General features: G+C 41.7%; 24 protein-coding genes. 18 read left to right on the forward strand and 6 right to left on the reverse strand.

Annotated features, from left to right (window positions below; all coding sequences use genetic code 11):
• Positions 1-27: 27 nt before the first annotated feature.
• The 3 genes from PLL47_RS14990 (at position 28) to PLL47_RS10165 (ending at position 1,270) form a co-directional block, all read left to right on the forward strand.
• A complete protein-coding gene (locus PLL47_RS14990; protein WP_502883695.1) occupies positions 28-297 on the forward strand; it encodes a hypothetical protein in 270 nt (89 codons plus the stop codon).
• Between the two features lie 330 nt (positions 298-627).
• Entirely contained in the window at positions 628-879 is a 252-nt protein-coding gene (locus PLL47_RS10160; RefSeq protein WP_324446085.1) for a DUF7557 family protein, read from the forward strand.
• A complete protein-coding gene (locus PLL47_RS10165) occupies positions 860-1,270 on the forward strand; it encodes a type II toxin-antitoxin system death-on-curing family toxin (protein ID WP_324446086.1) in 411 nt (136 codons plus the stop codon). Before PLL47_RS10160 ends, PLL47_RS10165 begins: the two co-directional genes overlap by 20 nt.
• A 114-nt stretch (positions 1,271-1,384) precedes the next feature.
• On the opposite strand, the gene PLL47_RS10170 is transcribed toward PLL47_RS10165, so the two are convergent.
• On the reverse strand, positions 1,385-3,160 hold the full coding sequence (locus tag PLL47_RS10170; RefSeq protein ID WP_324446087.1) for an RNB domain-containing ribonuclease: 1,776 nt from the start codon (positions 3,158-3,160) through the stop codon (positions 1,385-1,387).
• 292 nt (positions 3,161-3,452) lie between these two features.
• On the opposite strand from PLL47_RS10170, the gene PLL47_RS10175 reads away from it, so the two are divergent.
• Positions 3,453-3,596 (forward strand): hypothetical protein, encoded by a 144-nt coding sequence (locus PLL47_RS10175; protein ID WP_324446088.1) that lies wholly within the window; start codon positions 3,453-3,455, stop codon positions 3,594-3,596.
• Positions 3,575-3,790, forward strand: coding sequence for a hypothetical protein (locus tag PLL47_RS10180; protein WP_324446089.1), 216 nt, complete (start codon positions 3,575-3,577; stop codon positions 3,788-3,790). Before PLL47_RS10175 ends, PLL47_RS10180 begins: the two co-directional genes overlap by 22 nt.
• A gap of 703 nt (positions 3,791-4,493) precedes the next feature.
• Here the strand turns inward: PLL47_RS10180 and PLL47_RS10185 are convergent.
• The gene (locus PLL47_RS10185; RefSeq protein WP_324446090.1) at positions 4,494-4,892 is read right to left on the reverse strand and encodes a cupin domain-containing protein; all 399 of its coding nucleotides are present in this window, start codon (positions 4,890-4,892) and stop codon (positions 4,494-4,496) included.
• Positions 4,893-5,106: 214 nt separating this feature from the next.
• Between PLL47_RS10185 and PLL47_RS10190 the strand changes: the two genes are divergently transcribed.
• The 6 genes from PLL47_RS10190 (at position 5,107) to PLL47_RS10215 (ending at position 12,464) form a co-directional block, all read left to right on the forward strand.
• Positions 5,107-5,748 (forward strand): NosD domain-containing protein, encoded by a 642-nt coding sequence (locus PLL47_RS10190; RefSeq protein WP_324446091.1) that lies wholly within the window; start codon positions 5,107-5,109, stop codon positions 5,746-5,748.
• 288 nt (positions 5,749-6,036) lie between these two features.
• Positions 6,037-6,324, forward strand: coding sequence for a hypothetical protein (locus tag PLL47_RS10195; RefSeq protein WP_324446092.1), 288 nt, complete (start codon positions 6,037-6,039; stop codon positions 6,322-6,324).
• Positions 6,325-6,671: 347 nt separating this feature from the next.
• On the forward strand, positions 6,672-7,847 hold the full coding sequence (locus PLL47_RS10200; protein ID WP_324446093.1) for an acyltransferase family protein: 1,176 nt from the start codon (positions 6,672-6,674) through the stop codon (positions 7,845-7,847).
• A 439-nt stretch (positions 7,848-8,286) separates the two neighbouring features.
• On the forward strand, positions 8,287-10,524 hold the full coding sequence (locus PLL47_RS10205) for an amino acid permease (protein ID WP_324446094.1): 2,238 nt from the start codon (positions 8,287-8,289) through the stop codon (positions 10,522-10,524).
• A 497-nt stretch (positions 10,525-11,021) separates the two neighbouring features.
• Positions 11,022-11,276 carry a hypothetical protein gene (locus PLL47_RS10210; RefSeq protein WP_324446095.1) on the forward strand — a complete coding sequence of 85 codons (255 nt, stop codon included), beginning with the start codon at positions 11,022-11,024 and terminating at the stop codon, positions 11,274-11,276.
• Between the two features lie 339 nt (positions 11,277-11,615).
• Complete coding sequence (locus PLL47_RS10215; protein WP_324446096.1) at positions 11,616-12,464, forward strand: transglutaminase-like domain-containing protein; 849 nt, start codon at positions 11,616-11,618, stop codon at positions 12,462-12,464.
• Positions 12,465-12,589: 125 nt separating this feature from the next.
• Here PLL47_RS10215 and PLL47_RS10220 read toward each other — a convergent pair whose 3' ends face one another.
• Positions 12,590-13,561, reverse strand: a complete 972-nt coding sequence (locus PLL47_RS10220) for an AAA family ATPase (protein ID WP_324446097.1) — start codon at positions 13,559-13,561, stop codon at positions 12,590-12,592.
• A gap of 212 nt (positions 13,562-13,773) precedes the next feature.
• Here PLL47_RS10220 and PLL47_RS10225 point away from each other — a divergent pair, with 212 nt between their 5' ends.
• From PLL47_RS10225 to PLL47_RS10255, 7 genes are all read left to right on the forward strand, one after another.
• Positions 13,774-13,923, forward strand: a complete 150-nt coding sequence (locus PLL47_RS10225; protein WP_324446098.1) for a hypothetical protein — start codon at positions 13,774-13,776, stop codon at positions 13,921-13,923.
• 84 nt (positions 13,924-14,007) lie between these two features.
• On the forward strand, positions 14,008-14,469 hold the full coding sequence (locus PLL47_RS10230; RefSeq protein ID WP_324446099.1) for a YqaA family protein: 462 nt from the start codon (positions 14,008-14,010) through the stop codon (positions 14,467-14,469).
• Positions 14,470-15,233: 764 nt separating this feature from the next.
• Positions 15,234-15,941, forward strand: a complete 708-nt coding sequence (locus tag PLL47_RS10235) for an energy-coupling factor ABC transporter permease (protein ID WP_324446100.1) — start codon at positions 15,234-15,236, stop codon at positions 15,939-15,941.
• Entirely contained in the window at positions 15,938-16,279 is a 342-nt protein-coding gene (locus tag PLL47_RS10240) for an energy-coupling factor ABC transporter substrate-binding protein (protein WP_324446101.1), read from the forward strand. Before PLL47_RS10235 ends, PLL47_RS10240 begins: the two co-directional genes overlap by 4 nt.
• 115 nt (positions 16,280-16,394) lie before the next feature.
• Positions 16,395-17,177 carry a cobalt ECF transporter T component CbiQ gene (cbiQ, locus tag PLL47_RS10245; RefSeq protein WP_324446102.1) on the forward strand — a complete coding sequence of 261 codons (783 nt, stop codon included), beginning with the start codon at positions 16,395-16,397 and terminating at the stop codon, positions 17,175-17,177.
• An 11-nt stretch (positions 17,178-17,188) separates the two neighbouring features.
• On the forward strand, positions 17,189-18,550 hold the full coding sequence (locus PLL47_RS10250) for an energy-coupling factor ABC transporter ATP-binding protein (protein WP_324446103.1): 1,362 nt from the start codon (positions 17,189-17,191) through the stop codon (positions 18,548-18,550).
• Positions 18,551-18,693: 143 nt separating this feature from the next.
• Positions 18,694-19,734 carry a methionine synthase gene (locus PLL47_RS10255; protein ID WP_324446104.1) on the forward strand — a complete coding sequence of 347 codons (1,041 nt, stop codon included), beginning with the start codon at positions 18,694-18,696 and terminating at the stop codon, positions 19,732-19,734.
• Between the two features lie 144 nt (positions 19,735-19,878).
• On the opposite strand, the gene PLL47_RS10260 is transcribed toward PLL47_RS10255, so the two are convergent.
• From PLL47_RS10260 to PLL47_RS10270, 3 genes are all read right to left on the reverse strand, one after another.
• Positions 19,879-20,712, reverse strand: a complete 834-nt coding sequence (locus PLL47_RS10260; protein ID WP_324446105.1) for a TIM barrel protein — start codon at positions 20,710-20,712, stop codon at positions 19,879-19,881.
• Between the two features lie 130 nt (positions 20,713-20,842).
• Positions 20,843-21,175: a hypothetical protein gene (locus PLL47_RS10265; RefSeq protein ID WP_324446106.1), complete on the reverse strand. Its 333-nt coding sequence runs from the start codon at positions 21,173-21,175 to the stop codon at positions 20,843-20,845.
• 78 nt (positions 21,176-21,253) lie between these two features.
• Positions 21,254-21,730, reverse strand: a complete 477-nt coding sequence (locus PLL47_RS10270; protein WP_324446107.1) for a phosphopantetheine adenylyltransferase — start codon at positions 21,728-21,730, stop codon at positions 21,254-21,256.
• Positions 21,731-21,837 lie beyond the last annotated feature (107 nt).

Below are 21,837 nucleotides of genomic sequence, written 5' to 3' on the forward strand. Positions count from 1 at the left end.
CCGGTTTCTCCGGGTTTCATCGAGTAAATGTATTTTTCCCCACATGCACGGGCTTATTCGCGAGCAAGATCCATTAAAACAAGGATTGAAACCCTGTTCGGGGCTTTCGAGCCTGATCCGGACAAGATCTATTCGCGAGCAAGATCCATTAAAACAAGGATTGAAACCTTGTGGAGATGTCTGACGAACTACGGCAGATCTAATTCGCGAGCAAGATCCATTAAAACAAGGATTGAAACCGTAACGACCAGAAATGCAAGTGAGAAAGCAAAGGAATTCGCGAGCAAGATCCATTAAAACAAGGATTGAAACCATACAAGATCATAAGCGTTAATCAGTTTAAATTGAAATTCGCGAGCAAGATCCATTAAAACAAGGATTGAAACGCATAACATCCTAAACAAGCCGGGGCTATGCTTCCATATTCGCGAGCAAGATCCATTAAAACAAGGATTGAAACTAATTTTCAGCTTCCCCCCACACCCATAACAATACAATTCGCGAGCAAGATCCATTAAAACAAGGATTAATAACATTTTTCCGGTGATACCTTGCAGGCTCTAATAAAATCAACCCTGGAAAATTTGAATGTGCATTTATTTATCCTATTATAACATATTATAATATATGTCTACGATAGCTATAGATCCAGATGTAAAGGAATCACTTAAAGAGTTAAAGTTAGCTCCCGAAGAGTCTTATAATTCAGTGGTTAAGAGACTTATTAGCGAAGTTAAAAAGAAAGAAGATTATATACCCATGTTTCCAAAAGAAGAAAAACAGGAGCATAAGGAATCTCACATAAAAGATTTTGATGCCTGGTTAGAAAAGAAGCTGGTAGAAGACAAAAACATATTAGATGCACTTGGAAGAAAGTGATGTTTTGATCAGCTTAATTGAAATTTTGAAGATTCATCAAAAAGTTATAGATTACGATAAATTTAAAGATCCAGATGATTATACTCCCGTAATACGTTCTTTAGCTACGTTAGAATTAATGTTTGAATATTTAATAAAAGAATCCAATACTATTTTCGAAAATGCGGCAATAATAGTCTATACAATTGTTGCAAAACATCCTTTTTTCAATGGGAATAAAAGAACTGGCTATGAAGCCATGAATTTTATTATTGAAGATGGAGGATACAGGTTTACATCTACAGATGAAGAGATGATAGAATTCATAATTAGAGTAGCCACAACAGAAAATGAAATGTCAATTGAAGAAATAAAAGAATGGATAATTCGACATACGGAAAAAATACTATAACATAGAATCAAAGCGATTTACAGGATACAGGTAATAATTCATGAGCAAGATCCACTAAAACAGGGATTGAAACTAAAAAACCACGGCAATTCTCACTACACCCTCTAACTCGAGTCAACTCCCGGACACTAAAGTGTATATCATCGCTCTGGCTGCCAGCCGTTTTGCCCTTTGCTTTTTTCCTGCCTGGCCGGTACTGGTTGAGGAGCCAAAGGTGCAGGTACAGGTGAAGACTGGCTTATTGGTTGAGCCTTCCATCTCAAACGAATAAGCCGGAAGGGGAAGTTTCTTTGCCTGACAATACTCCTGCAGGGCAACAATCGGGTCTTTTGACGTGTTAATTTTTATTTCTTCCTTACTGGCTGGCGAATCTGCTATCTTGATTTTCATTTCCGGAGTGGGTAAGCCCAGAATAGTTGCAAGCAGGCCTGCGGATGCTTGCTGCATGGCACCTTTCTTTGTCAGGTCTTCGTACGCAGCGGACCGGTACTCTCTGTCACCTGCTCTAACAGTACTCATGGCAGTAAATACCGGCAGATTGCCTCGGGCAGTTTCTGTCACTTCATATACAGGCATCTGCCAGCCCGGCATATGTTGTGCGATGTCGAAGACCGAGACGGCTTTGTGAGGCGCAGTTGCAATTTCCTCCATAAGTGCTCTTTTAAGCTCGGTCCATCTTTCGCCGTCAGGAGCCTGCAGGAGTACCAGCCCTGCGCAGATAATCGGCAGCTTGCCAAGGCGTTTCAGGAAAGCATCGCAATAAGCCTCGGGGCAGTCTTCCCCCTTCCGGATCAGGAATTTGGTGATGCGCTCAAAGTCTGTATCGCTTGCATCTTCAATCCGATTCCCCAGGATAGCCGACTCAGCTTCTTTATATGCCTTTTCCTTCATGTATTCGCTTTTAGCCCTGTCGTTTTCGAGGTGCCTCATGTTGATATATGATGCAATTGCCTGAATCTCTTCTTTAGAATGCGGCAGGGACTCGTTCCGGATGTATGCCCTGATCTGCTGGTGGTTCACGAGATCAGCATACCTTCGGATGGGCGAGGTGAAGTGGGTATATGCTCCGAGGTTCAGTCCGAAATGACCCAGGATTACGGGGCCGTATTCCGCTCTATTGAGCATCATGTACGCGGTATGCCTCACGGCAGCTATGTTTATCTCAGGGATAAAAGCCATGCTTTCGAGCAGCTTCAGCAAGTCCCCCCTCTCAGGGGTGGCACTCCGTGCCATATGGTTACGGAAAAGGATAGGAATGTCATTTTTGACCGCATACTCTGCTACGGCCATGTTAGCGAGAATCATCAGCTCCTGGATGATAACGTAGCCTATGGTATCCTCCCTGAATCTCAATTGCTGCACCGATCCTTCCTCATTCGTCACCAGCCCCCTCCCCAGGTCGTAGAATGCGAGTGCTCCGTGGCTGCGGCGTTGCATCAAAAGACCGCTTGTGAGCTGGCTTATGAGCTTGATGAGAGCATGCTGTGGGTGCTCTCTATCAGAGAGAATACGGGGAATGTCAGAGAAGGCGAGCTTTGCTTCGCTTGTCATTGCAGCCCGCAAAAGCCTTGTTTCGAGTATCGACAGGTCCTTACTGAGGATGATATCCACGACGAGGACATACTTCGCCTCTCCCGGCCATAGGGATAGCTTTCCGTCTGCGAGCCGTCTGGGCAACATCGGGCTGTTGCCGTTTGCATAATACCTTGTCTCGACCCGGGACACCGCAAATCTATCAAGCTCTGAATTTTTTGGAACTACCTTTGCGACGTCCGCAATCATGACCGCGACGTGCCAGCCGCCATTTTCCGTGACTTCTACCCAGATTGCATCATCCATATCCCGTGTTGTCACGTCATCTATTGTAATACCTCTGAGCATATCAGGCATAATACCACTTAGGTGCAAAATTTGGTATGCTTTCCTTATATGTATATTGATAAGTAAAAAAGTGGTAAGCAATTCTCATTTTTATAAATCCTTGTTTCTGCCGTGCTGGCTTTGTGAAAAAAAAGACTCGTAATGCTATCGTGTAAAATCATTCCGGATTCGCAGGCAACATCCATTAAAATATTCCAAAAACAAACTGCCAGCAATATTTAACTAATTGCTGCTATACCCCAAATACCATGAAAGAAAATTAATCAAAATCTCATTAATCACATTTGTAATAGGAGATATTATGGATAGTCTGAAGGGTGGAAACGTTACGATACGCAAGCAAAAACATGGTGAGGCTGCATTAAAAATTAGAGAATTAAAGAAAGTTTACAAATATCAGCAAGCACAGGAGCTGATACCAGGATGGTCTATGAAACCGGATTGAATGGCAGAAGGAACCAGGCAGTAAAAGAAATACTCGGAGAGATATACTCCAGTGAGCCTGAGCGCGAATATTACTTCAATGAAATTGATGAATATCTGGGTGCAGTTCTCAACCAGCGTGGTTTCCTGAGCATGGAAAGGCTGGCAGAAGCTGTGAGAAAAGCAAAAGCAAAAATGGCCAGATATCCATGGTGATTGAAATGCATCAGGAGTATCAATAACACTTCAAGAGTATCAATTGCATTAAGTGAAATAGTTACTCGTTCCTGAATATTCGATACCATGATCCGCTAAAAAAGGAATTGAAACCCGGTCTTCAAATGTAAAATGCGGCATCTGCGGAGACTGGATGATGCGGAGGAGATCAGGGCTGCATGGGAGGGCGTTCAGAAGATGACAGAAAAAATATCAATCTGGGTAACTTTTTATTAGAAGAAGTTCATCTACTCTAAGGGGGATGGAAATCATAGACTCTTTTACTGAATCTTTTCTAAACGTTTTAACTATTATTACTCTCTTGATGGTAATGGACATATTCTTCACGATTTTTTAACAATACCTTTAAACTTTTGAAATTGTTCCGTATCTGTGTGGGGCACAATCAAAGCTGTAAATAACGCTGTAACAACAGCAGTTGTCGAAGCTTATCGGGAAACAGCAATGGAAGTGAACTTACAGGCAGGACTGTGAACCTCAGGAAAAAACCTGACCTGGCATTTGCATCCCGCCGACGCCGATATCCCCGGATACGAACTCAAAATTATCCTCAATGCCTGTGAAAAAATAAGATATTTTACTTCTTAAGATAAAAAGTCCGGATAAAAAAGTAAAAACGCTTAATGAAAAAAAAACCGTTTTTTGCGTTTTGAATACTTTAATAATTCTGATTTTTCCGGTCTTATTCCGTAGTCACGCCGTCGAATTCGGCTTCATTGGCTTCGGCTTCTTCCTTTGTAGCGCGCACGATTCCGTCCTTGTGGTGCGCTGGAGAATAGATCGTATAGAGCTTCAGCTCTTCGGTTTTCGAAGTGTTGATAACGTTGTGCTGAGCGCCTGCGGGCACAACGACTGCGACTCCGTCACTTAGTTCGTGTTCATTGCCGTCGATTATGCACTTGCCCTGGCCTGACTCAAAACGGAAGAACTGATCGTTTTCCTCGTGGACTTCCATCCCGATCTCTTCCCCGGGCTTGAGGGTCATAAGTACCAGCTGGCTGTGCTTTGACGTGTAGAGTACCTTGCGGAAATTTTCATTTTCCAGTGTAGCCTCTTCTATATTTATAGAAAATCCTCTCATATTTTTCAATTAATAGTTAATTGTATATAGAACTTTTCGCGATTTAGATCAGTTAAAAGATTAATTGATGCAGCATGATTATTCGTACTACAGACATGTTAACAATTTATTCGGGAGCGGTAACCATTAATATGAAAAATCGGATCCTGAACTGGGACAATATGAATATATTTAAATTGTAATCTTCCATTATTTCTTTTACGGAGTACTTACCATGTTAAGAAAACTGATTCTGACAACTTTACTGATAACTACCCTGCTAATAGGGACTGCCTCAGCGGCAACCCTCTACGTAGGCAGTACAGCCAAATACAAGACCATCCAGAACGCGGTAAACGCGGCAAACGACGGCGATACGATCAAGGTCGCCAGTGGAACATATAATGAGTATGTTTCTGTATCAGGGAAATTCGTTAACATATATGGAACAAGCTATCCAAAAGTTAACGGGTTCAATATAACTCAGGGCGGAGCAGTTATTAACGGCTTCTCAATACAGAAGAACGGCGTCGTTTTTCAGGGCGCAGGCAGCAATAATACCGTACGCAATAATTACTTCTATAATTGTGGTGTTGATATCACAGGTTTAACCTGTAGCCAGAACACCATAATGAATAATCAGATTAACAACGGAACTGTTGCCCTGTGCGAGACCTGGGATAATGTAGTCCAGGGAAATAAAATTACAAAAGCTAAGATCGGTCTCTACATGTACGAAGGGGCAACCTGCACAAGCATTACGAAAAATACATTCTCTTACTGTGACATTGGGGTGAAACTTCCTGCCGTTCCCGCAGGAATGATAGGGAATACGTACATTGGAAACAGAATAAACATACAGATAGCTGATTATTAAGTTAATCCGGGTGGGGGTGGGGGCTCCAAATTCAGTTATATACCTTTTGTTTCTCTGTTCCAGTCAGATCAGAGTTTTTAAGATTTCTGCTTTCTTTCTTTTGAAGCCAGGATAATATAAGGTTCATGTGGATTGATACTTATTATTATATTTTATTTTGTTGCGGTTTTAAGTGAGATAAGGATTATAAAAAAATGGATGTTCTCTATCCCAAAAGTAGAACTTCAATAACAAAAACCCTGTGCGCAAATCGAGTAATAATTCAACAATTAGAACGTGTGATCCAATATGCCCAGAAAATACAGCAATAAAACAACCCACTTCATCCTCCACGATGACGGTACTTTCGATGTTTACATAAATAGGAAATTCAAAGAATGTGGGCTCTATGAAGAAACCCTTGATACTATAAAATTAGACTATTACAAACACACTTCCATATTCCAGAAAGAAGAAGGGTGTTTGATTTCTGAAAACTACAGAATCTGGATAGAAGACAGAATAATGAATGTCCCTGGCGGTATTCTGAATAATGGGGTCTTTATAGCCAATGACGATAGAGGGAATACTATCTAAAAATGCTGAAAGAAACAGGAAATAAAATCGAAAGTTAAAAAAGGTTCTAAAGGGATTGAAACTTATTCCCGAATTTCTTTTGTTATCCTGGGTTTCTTTCATTATCCTGAATCCCTTTCAGTTCCATCTATTCATCGTTTTTTTTGATAAGTTCATTTCATCATCGTTTCTTTTGATAGGTTCATTTTTTTAATTATATCAGCCATTAAATCAGGATTGAAGAAAATGGAAAGACTTATTTCATCTGTGGCATTCGAATAACGGGAACAAGATCTGTTAATAAAATACTCTTAATCATTCCGGATAAAATACTTTTAATCATTCCAGATACTCTTCAGGTGAAAAACATGACCGGGAAGATCAGCTATCTTGACGGCCTGCGCGGTGTAGCTGCAATTAACGTTATGATAATGCATTTTTTTGTCGCATTAGCCCCGGCAATGGTTTATGGCAGTCAGTATCCCTCACATTTCGGAAGCCTCGATTTGATATTTTCAACCACACCTCTTGGGCTAATCGGCGAAGGTAACTTTTCCGTGTGCATCTTCTTTGTCCTGAGCGGCTATGTATTAACCCAGAAATATTTCAAAACGAAGGATAACAGTATAATCATAAGCAGTGCGGTACGCCGTTATCTGAGATTGTTTATTCCTGTATTTGCATCAGTAATCTTATCTTACTTATTAGCATCAGCCGGACTATACCGTTATTATATTGAAACCATGATGGTTTCGGCAGGCAGCAACTACCGGCACTACTGGACCTTTACGCCGGACATTTTAGAGGCAATAAAGCAGGCTGTGTGGACGTCTTTTTTTTTAGGTGGGACCATTCACTATAACCCGGTTTTATGGACAATGACAATCGAATTTTACGGGTCCATGCTTGTTTTCACAATGGCTTTGCTGTTCGGGTCGTTACGCAACCGCTGGACATTTTATCTTGCAGCAGTTTTAATTTCCATCAATTTTTACTACCTGGCTTTTGTAATTGGAATGCTTTTCGCAGACCTGTTCAGCAGCAAGACAAGGGTGTTTAAAACAGACAACAAAATAATATTGTTTGTCATACTGATTTCTGGGCTCTTTCTCGGATCATATCCTGTAAGCCCTCTGACAGGTGATTCTTTATATGGATTTCTGAATAACGGTTTCTTTGAAGCTCCAAAAGTGACCTATCACGTTATAGGCGCAGGGATGGTAATGTATGTCTTATTAAACAGCAGGGATCTGCAACGGGTTTTTTCCTCCCCGGTTCCTGTATTCCTTGGAAAAATTTCCTACTCTCTGTACCTGGTACATTTCCTTGTGATAAGCAGTTTCACATGTGCACTGTTCCTCTACCTGTGCCCGGTATTATCATATGAGCCGGCTTTTCTGGTTTCAATTGTCCTGTCTTTACTGCTTATTATGCCGTTGAGCTATCTATTTTATAAGTATGTAGACATGGCAGGCATAAAATTATCAAAGACATTTTATAGCCGGCTGTCCCGTCCTGTGATCCCGGCAGTACCGGAAACATGATAAATTATTCGAACGCGGTTTTTGCAAAATAATATCCTGGACATTCAGAGCCGGTATTAAATTGTGTGTTGCAACCTTATCCATTAAAACAAAAATTAAAACTTAAATTAGCTGCCGACGGATAATTATATGTAGTATTTGAAAGCAAAAGCATTAAGAACGAATTGAAACTTTTGAACAGAGAGAAATTCCGTCTTCCTATTATTTTCTTATTCATGATCCGCTAAAGCAGGCACAAAGCGTACTTCATGAGGAATATGACGTTTTTCGAAGTTTTTTATTCGAAAAAAAGATCCATTAAGCCGGGATTTAAGCTCTCATTTCCTTTCCCTGTGCATAGTGCGGAAATGTGTGGACTAAATAGTAATATAATCGTAAAACGAAGGTTAATCAGGGCTTGATTTTTCTGTTTGAAAGCCCTTAAAAGACGGGGATATAAATGGCGCCAGTTGAAACAACGGAAAGGCTGGGGCGCAGCCTGGGGTTTTTCTCAACTTTTGCAATAGGCACCGGGACAATGATAGGGGCAGGAATATTTCTTCTTCCCGGAATTGCCATGGCAAATGCAGGTTCTGGAGCAATAATTTCATTTCTGCTGGGCGGGCTTATTTCCATAGCTACCGCCATCAGCATGTCAGAGCTGGCAACAGGCATGCCTTTGGCAGGAGGCAGCTATTACTATATCAGCAGGACAATGGGAGCAGCATTTGGTGCAGTGATAGGGCTCGGTTCCTGGCTGGCACTGGTATTCAAAGGGACATTTGCCCTCATAGGTCTTGCAGAGTATGCCCAGATTTTTTACCCCCTGCCAATATATTTAGTGGCGGCTGTTACAGGCTTGCTCCTTTTAATTATTAATTACCGTGGAGCAAAAAGCAGCGGTTCTCTTCAGAATTTTATTGTCATTCTTTTACTGGCAATACTTGCTTTATTTATCTGGAAAGTGTCTCTTGAAGTCAGACCGGAAAATTTCTTACAGGTAGCTCCGAATGGGATAATACCGATATTCACCACAGCAGGGATGATTTTCATCTCTTATCTGGGGCTGGCAGAAGCTTCTGCTGTTGCTGAAGAAGTGAAAAATCCATCAAAGAACCTTCCCAGAGCGTTTATAGCTTCAGCGGTTGTAGTGACCCTGTTCTATGCAGGCATAATGGCTGTAGTTGCAGGATTTTCCGGCCCTGGCGGGGGCGTGGCAACAATAACCCCACTGGCAGATATTGCAGGCTTTATTGCAGGTGATTCCGGAAAATTCTTTATCGCCGTTGCAGCTCTGCTCGCAACGCTTTCAACAGCTAATGGTGCCATACTGTCGTCTTCCAGGTTTCCTTTCGCAATGAGCAGGGATGCTTTGATGCCGGAATGGTTTGTAATGATTCATAAAAAATATGAGACTCCTCATAATGCCATTTTTATCACCGGATCAGTGATGGTTTTGCTTCTGTTTTTGTTTGACATAGAACAGCTGGCAAGGCTTGGCGGGGCATTTAACATTTTAATATTCATCCTGCTAAATGCGGCAGTAATCATCCTGAGAAAGCGTACCCTTCCCGGATATGAACCAACATTTCGCGATCCGTTTTTCCCTTTCACACAGATCTTCGGAATATTCGGGAGCGTACTGCTGCTGCCTCTTCTCGGCGGTCTGCCTTTACTTTTTTCCGTATTGATGATATTTGCCGGAGCAGGCTGGTACATGTTTTATGGAAAAGACAAAGCTCTGCCTGCATACAACCTGTTTGACCTGCTGGAAAACAATGTTGAGAGGGTAAGTGCTGAACCAAAACCTGTTGGAAGGGTACTTGTACCTGTTTCTGATCCGGGGCATGAGCGAGACCTTCTAAAACTTGCAGATCTTCTGGGAAATGAGATAATCTGCCTGCATGTGGTTGAAGTTCCTGGCCAGATTGCTCTGACTGTGGGTCAGGAACTCTATCATGAGAAACAAATAGAGATAGGCTGCCGTTTCCGGGAGGACTTTGAACAGTATCCTGCAAAGTTCGGAAATAAAATGGAATACATTGTTGCTTTTGACCATAAAATCTCAAATTCGATTATAGAACAGGCTGAAATAGAGAATGCTGACATAATTATCATGGGCTGGCACGACTCAAAGAGGTTCAAGTACGCGTTTGGAGACGTAACAAATGATGTTCTTCTGTCCTCTAAAAGCCAGATTGCTCTCTTAAAGGGACATCTGCCTGACAGCATCAGAAAGGTCCTTGTAGCCTACAATGGAAAAGAAAACTCCATACATGGTCTTTCTCTGGCAAAAAAGATCGCTACAAATACAGGTGCCTCGATCAGAATAATAAGTATTGTCAGCCCTGATGAAGAGCAGGAACAGAAAGCAAAAGTCGCTGAAGAACTTGAAGACCTGGTCAAAAAGATCCCTTCTATACCTGCAAGCTTCAAGCTTCTCGAAAGATATTCTATCGAGGACGCCATACTTGAAGTTTCAAACGGTTATGACCTGACAATCATAGGCGACTCCAGCGAGAGATTCAAGATCTCTTTGCTCGGCCCCCTTTCGCAGAGGATTGCCAGGCATTCCAGAAAGCCGGTAATGATAGTTAAAAAATCAAAGCCGATATCAAAAGAAAGCCTGAATTACCTGCTGAAAAAAACTGCCCGAAAGGTCTATGCAAGGGTCAGGAAAGAAAAAGACAAGAGCTGAATCCGGAATTACAGGGTTCTTCGCTTTGATATGCGCGGGTTTGGTAAATCCGATACTGCAACAGGGTCCGTTTCCTGCCGTCACGACCTGTACCTCTTGCTTCAGGAACTCGGAATTTAACCGGATTGTATTTGATTTTCTTAACCCGCAGTAAAGGCACGTGGAATTTTTTTAATGAAGCCTTCCCAGCTTATAAATATTTTTTATCCCTGAATCTCTCAGGCCTGCATAATCTCTCAGAGCTGTACATTTAGACCTGTACATTTAGATCTGTGCACTTATTGATTTGAGTAAGGGAGCAGCAGTTCATAATTTTAAGTCGTTCTGAGCTTTTCTTTTCTGATCAGATCTTTCGGATTTTAGAATGGAATGTCCAATTATATGGATAACATAAGGTTATAGATGCAAACATATAAAAATAGTTAAATCTGAGTACTATTGATTTATTTTTTTGAGCATGTTGCGCAAAAGAATTTATTTTCTCATGGGGGATACTAATGTCTGTAAAAATAGAATGGAAAATTTTTACCGCTGAAACACAGAGTAATGGGACGTGGAAATCAAACAGTCCTAACCTTGAAGAACTGCTTAACGCCATAGCCAGTCCTATCAAGATTAAAGAATATACTCCGGATATGGAATATTCAATGGCACTCCTGGCAGTTAAAGGACTGCCATATTTTAAAATAACCGAGATCAATTCTGGAAGCTTAAGAATGCCAGATACTGAAATAGAGCAGGTCAAGGCCTGAAAACTTATATTATTTTTTCACATCTGGATATTCTTGATAATATGAGGAGAGGGGCGTTTGTGTATGGGAATTTTATCCACAATTTTTCATATAAAATGTAAGTATCATTCCTCATGTCCTCAATTTATTCCTAACGGTAAATATTGTGAAGGCTTGGATTATATGAAATGTGGGATCTTTTTAAAAAGGAAAAGGGGAATGTAATATCTGATATCGAAAATAAAAGTTAATCCTGGAATTTAAAGACTTTTATTTATAATCTTTAAAGAAGTTCATTTATTATCTTTAAAGACGTTTATTTACTTATCAAACTTATAAAGTACTTCTGGAGCTGATTTTGTGGTCCATGAGAAGGCTTTAATGTTTATATTCCTCATTTTTTTTGTATTCTTTACAGCCGGTTGTATAGATACTGGAAGCCTTAATGAGGACCTTGTTTCTGATGAGTTATATAAACTGATGCCTGAGGATGCTGTCCAGGAGAAAGATTTAGAAATTCCACAGGTTAACATTACTGAAAGCAGTGAAAGTGACGAAAGTATCACCTTCTCTGAGATTCCTGAACTGCCCACATATTCCGAAGAGAACTCAAGCGCTGTTTATCCAAAAGAATACCGGCTATTATCTCAGAATTTCCGGAGAGCTATAGGCAAAGACGAAAAAATAGGGGAAGAACTCTTCAATATCACAGGTAAGACTTCAGGATATAATATGGAAGATGTCTGTGCTGTGTATAATCATGTAAACAGGAACTGGCAGTACAGGTATGACAAAAATGCAGAGTTTTTCTTCGGGGCTTCACAGACTATCGACAGCGGATATTTAGGGGACTGCGATGACTATTCCATTGTTATGTCTGCCCTTCTGAAAAATATGGGGTTTAACACAAGGATAGTCACCACATATAACACCACATCTGAAGGGACTTACGGGCACGCTTATCCTGAACTCTATATTGGGGATGACAATGATACGGCTTACAGGATAATGGACTATGTAGCAGAGAGGTACCCCTCTGCTGAAAATATCTGGTACTCTAAAAGAGTACTGGATGACGGGCAAAGGACAGAGTACTGGCTCAACTTCGATTGGAGTGGGTCAAATGGGTACAGGCATCCCGGAGGCGAGTATTTCCTGGGAAAGAGTGTTATATATTATCCGAATGGTCTTATTGAATATCGCGTCTGATTAAAATATGACATTAGATTAACCATTTTTTTCCGCAATGGGGTAAATATTGAAACTAAAACCGGAACATTCCCTTGCTTAATTTCCTTCACGGGAGCGATTGCTGCATGGCAAAGATGCCAGGATTAACCGGTATGTTTCTGAGCGGCTTTACCCAGAGAATTCAAATAGCAGCGCATTTGCAAAAGCTCATTCGAACCCTGTGATATCCTCCACTCATATAATCCAGTCTGGTCGATGAGATCCTGCTTTACGGATTTTTCAATATTGGGGTCGTTGTCAATGACTTTGATAATTTCGTTAAATATGCTTATCGCTCTATATCCGTCACGATAGAGACTGCGAAGATGTTCCTCAGATCCTGAAATATCCCCTGCAAAAACGTTTTCAAGCAGCAGTTTTACTGCCCGGTCGTCAAATGGTGCAGCAAATTTTTGAAATGCTTCCTTCGGGATATAGTTATTTTTATTTCGATATAACTCAATGCTCTGGATAGCCTTCCGCAAAGACCCGCCAGATTCTTCTGCAATTGTTTCAAGAACGCCATTGTCGTAACCAATACGCTCACTGGCACATACTGTTTTCAGTCTTTCGACAATAACATCCTGTGCTATAGGGTTAAAGGTTAATGCAATGCACCTGTCTCTGATTGGTAATATTATATTTTCAGGACAGTTGCAGGACAGAATGAACTTTGTTGTATCCGTATGTTTCTGCATGATCTCACGAAGTGCAGTTTGCGCCTCTCTGGTCAGCTCATCAGCTTCATCAAGAAAAATTATCTGGTAAGGAACACCGACCGGCACTATGGTAACAAGATTTTTGATCTTCGTCCTGATGAAATTAATTCCACGATCTTCCGAGGCGTTATAAATGTGCAGGTTATACTGCCATACTTTCCCAAATAAATCATTTGCCAGTGCTACAGCGGTAGAGGTTTTTCCAACCCCGGGCTGGCCGTGAAAAAGCAGATGAGGTATTTTGCCGGTCTGCACCATGTTCTCCAGTTGCATTTGAAGATGTGGCTGCCCGGCAATTTCCTTTATGGTTTTGGGCCTATATTTTTCATCAAGGTTCAGGTCGCATTGATTTATCATAAGTAATAAATTGGCAATTACACATAAAAAACTTCCTTATGAAGTGATACTTATATGAAGTTGTACATTTTAAGAAGATCAGATGTGAAATGAAAAAGATTTCTGGATAGACTTTCAGGCAGTGTGCCTAATTAGCTGTAAACATCGGTTTCAGGGATACATACCCCTGGCCTGTAAAACTGCTATCTCCGGGGTTCTGGGATGGTATGCATTTGTGCGGGGAATGGAATGCTATCATGGTAATATTGAGCATGGACCACACCATCGAGGGATTTGTTGATGTTAACAGCATAAGGACAGATATCACTGGCTGCAGGGGCTATATCGAAAAGGATTGGGGCGTTTCAATGCCTTCCTCCTGAGGCGGAACCCGGGTGGCATAGAGGGGGGTCTGAAAAATATAAATAGGATAGTAAGCAGGAGTGTAAGGTAAGAGTAGAAATATTATGCTTGAATCCCTGACCGCCTTTATTGCCGATTACGGTTACCTGAACCTTTTTATCCTGAGTTTTCTGGCTTCTACAGTCCTGCCTTTCGGATCTGAGGCTCTGGTAGTTGCTCTCGTTTACCAGGGTTTCAGCCCTTTTGCAGTGGTGATGGTAGCTACTACAGGTAACTTTCTTGGGTCATGCACAACCTATTACCTGGGTTTGAAGGGGCGGCACGTGCTTGAAAGGTATCTTTCGCCTTCCCCGGAAAAGCTCGAGAAAAGTGAGAGGCTTTTCAATAAATATGGAGTCTATACTCTCCTTTTTACCTGGGTTCCGGGTATAGGGGACGTGATCACCATGGTCGCAGGGCTTATGCAGCTTCCATTCAGGTCTTTTTCATTCCTGGTTTTTCTTGGAAAATTCGGGCGTTATTTTATCATTGCTTATTCGATAGTGTTTTTTAGCAACGGACTTTAAGTATTGTCAACTGGTAGTACTGCTGTCTGCAGTCTATTACTATTTTCATGAGTATATCTGGTATTCTTAAGCCTGATTTCTTCAGGTTTTGCTTTTCTTTTCCTGCTTCATTTTCTTTCACGGCTTCAAACGAATTTTTTCCTCATCAAGATACTCACTTTTAAATCTTCTTATTTTTATTCTACAGTATCCCCCTTCTGGCGATCTTATTTCAAGACTTATTTTCTAAACGAACCAAATGGATATATTTATATATCTATGGATACAATACTTTTTTGCTAAAGCAACTTTAGTTGATTCTTATTTGCTTTGCTTGCCATTCTAACCTGTCTTCCAGGTTTAAAAACAAAAACAATCTACTGATATAACCTCCATTTTTATTTTTTTCTTTTTTTTGATTTTAATTTTTATTTTTTTTATTTGTATGCAACTTTACTTTAGTATCTCTTTTGCCTTCCCTTCTGATACTGAAATTGTTCACTGTCTTTATCAGGTTATTTTTAGTAATGCCTGCTGGTATGGATTTTCCCTTTTAATTATTCACTATATTATATAATGCCCCTGTCAATTTATACTCTTTATTACTCAAGTTTGCTTGTTCTGGTCTAACCTCTTACACTTTTAGGAGTTGTATTACCTCCCAACTAATTTTATAGGTTCTCATGCACGTGTTTCTCTCTCACCGTAACCTTTATGTATTGATTAACTCAATTTAACTTTACTTAATCCCAATAATCTTTACTTGATATTCTTACGGTGATCTCATGCATATAATGGAAGGCTTTTTACCGACGCCCTGGTGGCAGATCTGGTTTGCAGTATCTATTCCAGTGATATTTTACGGAATCCACAAATTGAACAGACTGGTGAAAGAAAAACGCGAAATATTGCCTCTTCTGGCTGTTGCAGGTGCGTTTGTTTTCGTTCTGTCCTCCCTGAAACTGCCTTCTGTAACCGGAAGCTGTTCTCACCCTACAGGAACAGGTATTGCCGCAATTATGTTTGGACCTGCGATTTCTGCAGTTCTCGGAACCATAGTGCTTATCTATCAGGCTCTTTTCCTCGCCCACGGCGGACTGACAACCCTTGGAGCTAATGTATTTTCAATGGGTATTGTGGGCCCTGTTGTGGCGTATTTAGTGTATAAAGCAGGAATGAAAGCCAATCTTAACTTATATCTGGTCGTATTTCTCGCTGCAGCCTTTGGGGACTGGGCTACTTATGTAACTACCTCTGTAGAACTGGCCCTTGCTTTCCCTGCTGGAGGAGCGCTTACCTTTGCAGGCTTCATGAGCTCATTCGGCAAGTTTGCCGCAATCTTTGCAGTTACTCAGGTGCCTCTCGCAATCATGGAAGGAGCTGTCAGTGCTCTCCTCTTCAAGTATGTGGTCAACGTAAAGAGTGATATCCTTGTGGAAATGAAAGTCATTGAAGATGCCGTTGTAAGAAAACTTAGAGGGACTTCCGCATGAGCAGAAAACTGGAACTTATCGTACTCGCGATTCTCCTTATCTTCGCAATACAGTTCATTTATATGTCTTCGACTACGGATGCTGAGTATGGAGGAGCTGACGGAGAAGCTGAAAATGTGATAAACGAAATCACCGGCGGAACCTACGAACCAAATGCAGAACCTTTCTGGGAACCTCCAAGCGGTGAAATCGAAAGCCTCCTCTTTGGCCTTCAGGCAGCTATAGGTGCAGGGATCATCGGTTACTTCTTTGGCTATTACAAAGCCAAAAAAAATTATGAAAACGAACTTGGATACAAAGGGAAAAACAAATCAGAAGGCGACAAGCACTCTCTATAATCTCTTCTTTTGCCATGTTTGCTTTCCTTCCTACCAGGGAGGAAAGTTTTTATCTTTTGCGTTTTATTTTTAACTTTTAATTTTCGCTTAAATACACAATCTGCGGGTTCCCCATATGACGAATATCCTTGACGATTATGCCCTTATGAGCCCTCTCAGGCACCGAAACAACTGGTTAAAGCTTGCAATAGTTTTCTTCGGGCTGCTTGCAGGAGTTTCATCCACTTCCCCTATCACTCCCCTTTTCATAGCCCTTTGCATGAGCTTTGCAACAGTTGGCCTGGGGAATACGCCTATTAAGTTATATTTTAAGCTCTTGCTGGCTCCCATGGGCTTTGCTGTTATAGGGGTCCTCATAATTGCCTTCTTCTCTGGATCGGGTCCTGAGATGCTGGCCTTTGAACTGCTGGGATACCCGCTCTCGATAAGGACAGATGGGTTTGAACTTGCTCTGCTGGTCCTTTCAAGGTCCATAAGCGGGATGTGCTGCCTTTACTTCCTTGCACTGTCAACCCCTATGATAGAACTCTTTGCCGTGTTAAAGGCTTCAAGGCTTCCGGAATCCCTTATAGAGCTTTCAATGCTGATTTACAGATACATCTTTGTTTTCCTGGACATGGCTATTTGCATAAGGTATGCACAGACTGTAAGGCTAGGATACTCGAATTTCAAACGTTCTATTAATTCTCTCGGAATGCTTGCAAGTACTCTCTTCATCCGTTCCTGGGAACAGGGAGATAAACTCTTTCTGGCAATGAATTCCAGGTGCTATGATGGAAAAATGACTCTCTTTGAGGTTCATAGACCTGTAAAGGCATCAGAACTGCTTCTGACATCTGCTTATTTTCTTTCGACTCTTGCACTATTTTATTTTACAAAAAACATATCCATCGTTTGAGGTAAAAGATAATGATTATTCTTGAGACCAGGGGCCTTAAATACACATATCCTGACGGGACTGCAGCTGTCCAGGATCTGAATATCGAAATTAAAAAAGGAAAAAAAGTAGCCTTTGTAGGGCAGAACGGCTCCGGAAAGTCCACGCTTTTTCTTCTCCTTAACGGGACCTTAAAACCAGCCGAAGGTGAGGTCCTTTTCCACGGAGTTCCTTTCAAGTACGATTCAAAGTCCCTCAGGGAAATCCGGAAATCCGTAGGAATTGTTTTTCAGAACTCCGATGACCAGATCTTTGCCCCCACAGTTTACCAGGATGTGGCTTTCGGGCCGGCAAACCTGGGTTATCCAAAAGAAAGGGTCGATGTATGCGTACACCATGCCCTTGAGCAGGTAGGGCTCTCCCGTTTGAAGGACAAGCCGCCCCACCACCTCAGCGGAGGGCAGAAAAAGAGGGTTGCAATTGCAGGGATTATGGCAATGGAGCCCGAAGTAATTATTCTGGACGAGCCGCTCTCAAACCTTGACCCTGTAGGCGCTGATGAAATCATTGATCTGCTCAACGAATTTAATCAATTCGGAAGCACTATCATCATCTCCACACACGATGTGGACCTGGCATACCGCTGGTCTGACTATGTGTACATCATGTCAAACAGCAAACTTATAGGGCAGGGAACCCCTGCAGAGGTTTTCAAAGAGCAGGAGCTTCTTAAAAAAGCAGGCCTCCGCCAGCCTACTACTCTTGAGATTTATCATGAAATAGAAAGAAGAGGGCTTGCTTATGGCAGAAATTCCCCAAAAACCATACCTGAGCTTGTCAGTACCTTAAAACCTCTGGACCTTATGTGGGTTGACGTCCCTCCGAGAGTCAGAGAAGGAGACAGCCTTAACATAGGGGTCATGTATGGGGAATATGCAACCCAATCCCCTTACGAAGCCATTAACGCCACAGTCCTGCATATCCATCCCGGCGGCAGGGCTATTGTTGAACTTAAGCGTAAAGGGATTAAAGCCGGAGGAGTTCTGCTTTACGATACTGACAGCTATTCCCTGGAGGAGGTGAACCAGATCCTGAAAGAAGGAGAGTTTGTCTTTGTAGGGGCAATGGGCAAGAAAAGTAAAACCCTTGCAGAGCAGGACGGGATCCACCTTGATGTTACTTCAGGAGTCATAGACAAATCCATCCTGATGGCCCTTTGCGGAAAGCGCTGTCTGATCCTTACAGCAGGAGGAATGGTGGATCACGCCCTGAAGAGGATCAAAGATTATGTGGACAAAAGCGGTATAGAGTTTACTGTTGGAGTTGTCAACAGAGAAAACGGGTGCCAGTGGATTGAAGATGCCGATAAAAATCCTGAAGCGCTTAAAATCTAATTTCTTTCCCTTTCTTTTCCTTTTCCCTTTTTGCAGCTGTTTTCTGTTTTTTTCTATTTTTTCTCTGGATTCTTTAGATAGTTCACACTGTAATGCCAGAACAATTTCAATATCTTTAAAACTCGATCTCTCTTAATACCCGTATGCAGGATATTATTTTTATCGATGAAGGAAGCCTTCCCACACCTGAAGGTGTCACAAGGGAGTGGGTAAAGGCTGCGGCTGAAAATCGAAATGAAGACGAAAAACTCTTTTCAATAATAAGGGATGCTTTCCGGAGAAAAATTGATGCGGGAGTGCACGTTCCCACATATCCTCAGTTCAGGGATATGATAGGCCAGTTTCTTGATATCATAAAAGATGAAAAAAACTGCAGTGAGCCTTATGTATTGAAAGAGGAGAATGCGAAGATTCTTGAACTGGAAGTAATCGATGAAGTCGCAAAAAAGTACAAAAAAGAAACCGGGAAAACTATTGAAGTCAGGGTTTGTATTGCAGGACCCACAGATACGTATCTTCAGGCTTTCGGGGCAACTGCTTTTGTGGACGCATACCATATCCTTGCACAGGATATTGAGAAATTCGTTAAACAGGCATTTAAAACAGCAAGAAATTTCAAAATCAAAGTCATAGCCCTGGATGAAATCAGCCTGGGGTTAACCGATATGATTCAGTTTTCTGACGCTGATATCGCCTCAGCTCTTACAATTGCATCTACATATGCCCGGAAACAGGGTGCAGATATGGAAATTCATCTGTATTCCCCATTGAAGTATAAGCTCATATGCGAGACTCCCATCAATGTCATAGGGTTTGAGTATGCGGGCAATCCTTCCTACATTGATCTTCTGGACAGAAAGGTGCTGGAGGATTCAGATACTTATGCAGGAGTTGGAATATCAAGAACCGATATTTTCAGCCTTGTGAGTATTGTCAATGAAAAGTATGGAGTTAATGCATGGAAGGAAAAGGAGTATATGCAAAAAGTCGTGACTGAGCTGGAGACTCCGGATGTTATAAAAAAGAGGCTTGAAACGGCTTATTCTGTTCTCGGGGACCGCATAAAATATGCAAATCCGGACTGCGGGCTGGCGTTCTGGCCGGATCAGGGCCTTGCTTTCAGGCTTCTTGAGAACACAGCAAAAGCTGTTAACGAATTTAATGCAGAAAAGAAGGGCAGGTAAATTGATTGGATGAGAGCCTATCAGAACCTGTCCGAAAAGTATCGTGACCTGCCGTTGATATTACTATTTACCTGAGCCCCAGGTTACATTTTGTCAGGATTATGGTCAACCCAGATAGGCATATCCTGAAAAAGAATTGTAAGATTATAATTCCATGTAGGTATTCTTTAGCAGAAGAGCATCCTGTTCCATGATAGGGCTTTCGCAGATGACAAACCCTTTAACCTCGAATTCTTTAAGGGCTCTCAGGAGTTCTGGGTAATTAAAATCGGATTCATTAAGTGTCAGATGCCTTTTTTCTCCGTTCCTGTCGTATTCTATTCCCGAGACATGCATATGCATGTTTTCAAGTCCCTCTTTCCCAAGAGAGTCCTCTACTTTCGAGAGGATTGCCATAAATTCGGAATAAGAATTCTCCTTCCCTTCCCTTGCATGCATATGGGAAAAGTCAAGACAGGGCATGACTCCTTCGATTTCTTCGCTTAAGGAGAGCACTTCGTCAAGGGTCCCAAACTGTGTACGTTTGCCCATGGTCTCAGGACGGAGGACTGCAGGGATATCTTCATCCCGCAGCTGTTCTGCAAGCTCCTGAAGAGCTTTTGAGACATTTTCATAGACCTTCTCTTTGCTGCTCTTCTGGTAAAAAGCGGCATGCAGTACAACCGATTCTGCTCCGCAGAGGCTGCCTATCCTTGCAGACTGATAGATCCTTTCCATGCTGGCTTTTAATTTTTCTTCTTCCGGAGAGTTCAGGTTGATATAATAAGGTGCATGTACACTCAGGGCTATATTTTCTCTTCTGGCTGTTTCCAGAACGTTTTCTGCCCCTTTTTCACTCATGCGTACTCCCTGCACAAACTCGAGTTCCATGCAGTCGAGTTCCAGTTCCCTCACCCGCTCAATTCCTGCAATGCTGTTGCTGCTTTTCGTGCTTCTGGGAACTCCCGCAGTGCCAAAAATAAGTTTTTCAGATGACATGTTTTTAAAATATCTTTTTTTCAGAGTAGTTTGGCATGAAAGTACTTGAAAGCACTTTCGTTTTTTGGGCATGTTATTCGAAGAATATCATGTGTGTTTTTTAGAAATTTCTTCTTAAACTGTTCCTTTTTCAGAAAATTCCAACAAAGTCCTTTAACTGCTTTGCCCTTTCCTGAGATACTTTTTTTGCGACCACTGCAACCAGTTCTTCGAGGTCTTCGTCAAGAGACTGAACATCTTCTTTTCCTTCAAGGGCAAGCCCTACGAGGTAATCAAGTTCGTCCGCATCCAGCCTTTCGAGCCTTTCCCTGAAGTCTTCAGGAGATTCGGCAAATTTGTGCGAAACCGGGCGCAGGATAAAGGGAAAGTGGTGCCCTGCTTCTCTTGAAATCGTTTTTCCTCCTGCTTCCGGGGCGAGCTTGTTAAAGATCTCAATGTCTTTTTGTGTGAATTCTCTGGGCATGTTATCACTTTATTATTCTATCCTGATTTATACCTGTTGTAGAGGGGAATTTTGAGAAAAGAATGAGAATTCAGGAGTTCAAACCTTTTTTGAAGCTTCTTTTTTTAACCTGCCGTGCCTGTCAATCTCTCCTTTTGAAATCCTTGTGGAAGAAATTGGAATTCCGTCTTCAGCCATCACATATTCAACATACACAACTTCCAGAGGTTTCTTTCCCTTTTTCTCCCTTATTCTGTTAATTTTCAGGGCAACCGGATAGGTCTCAGGGGATACGATTATGTAGTCAAAATCCTCTTCCAGAGTTGGGCCGCAGGGATCGTTCAGCCTGGTAACTTCGTATCTCTCTTCCGGAACCCCCATTTTTTTTATATACTCAAGCAGGTGTGCTTTCCTGTTTTCATAGCTCTCGACTTCGTGGCTTTTTTGAAGCATCTCATCCGAAGTAAGCCCGATGTAGACTTTTCCACTGCCTGCTATCTCAAATGCTTTTTCTATCAGTCTGGCGTGTCCGTCATGAAGATACTGAAACGTCCCGCCTAAGGCGACCTTTGACATAATGGGTGATAATCTGCTAAGTAAAAAGAAGTTTTGGTTTTTCTCGGCTTTTTGAGGGCTTCCTACATTTTTTTCACTAATTTCTCCGTTTCTTTTGTAAGTTTAAG

This window comes from Methanosarcina sp. (genome assembly GCF_035390745.1).
Taxonomy (GTDB): Archaea; Halobacteriota; Methanosarcinia; order Methanosarcinales; family Methanosarcinaceae; genus Methanosarcina.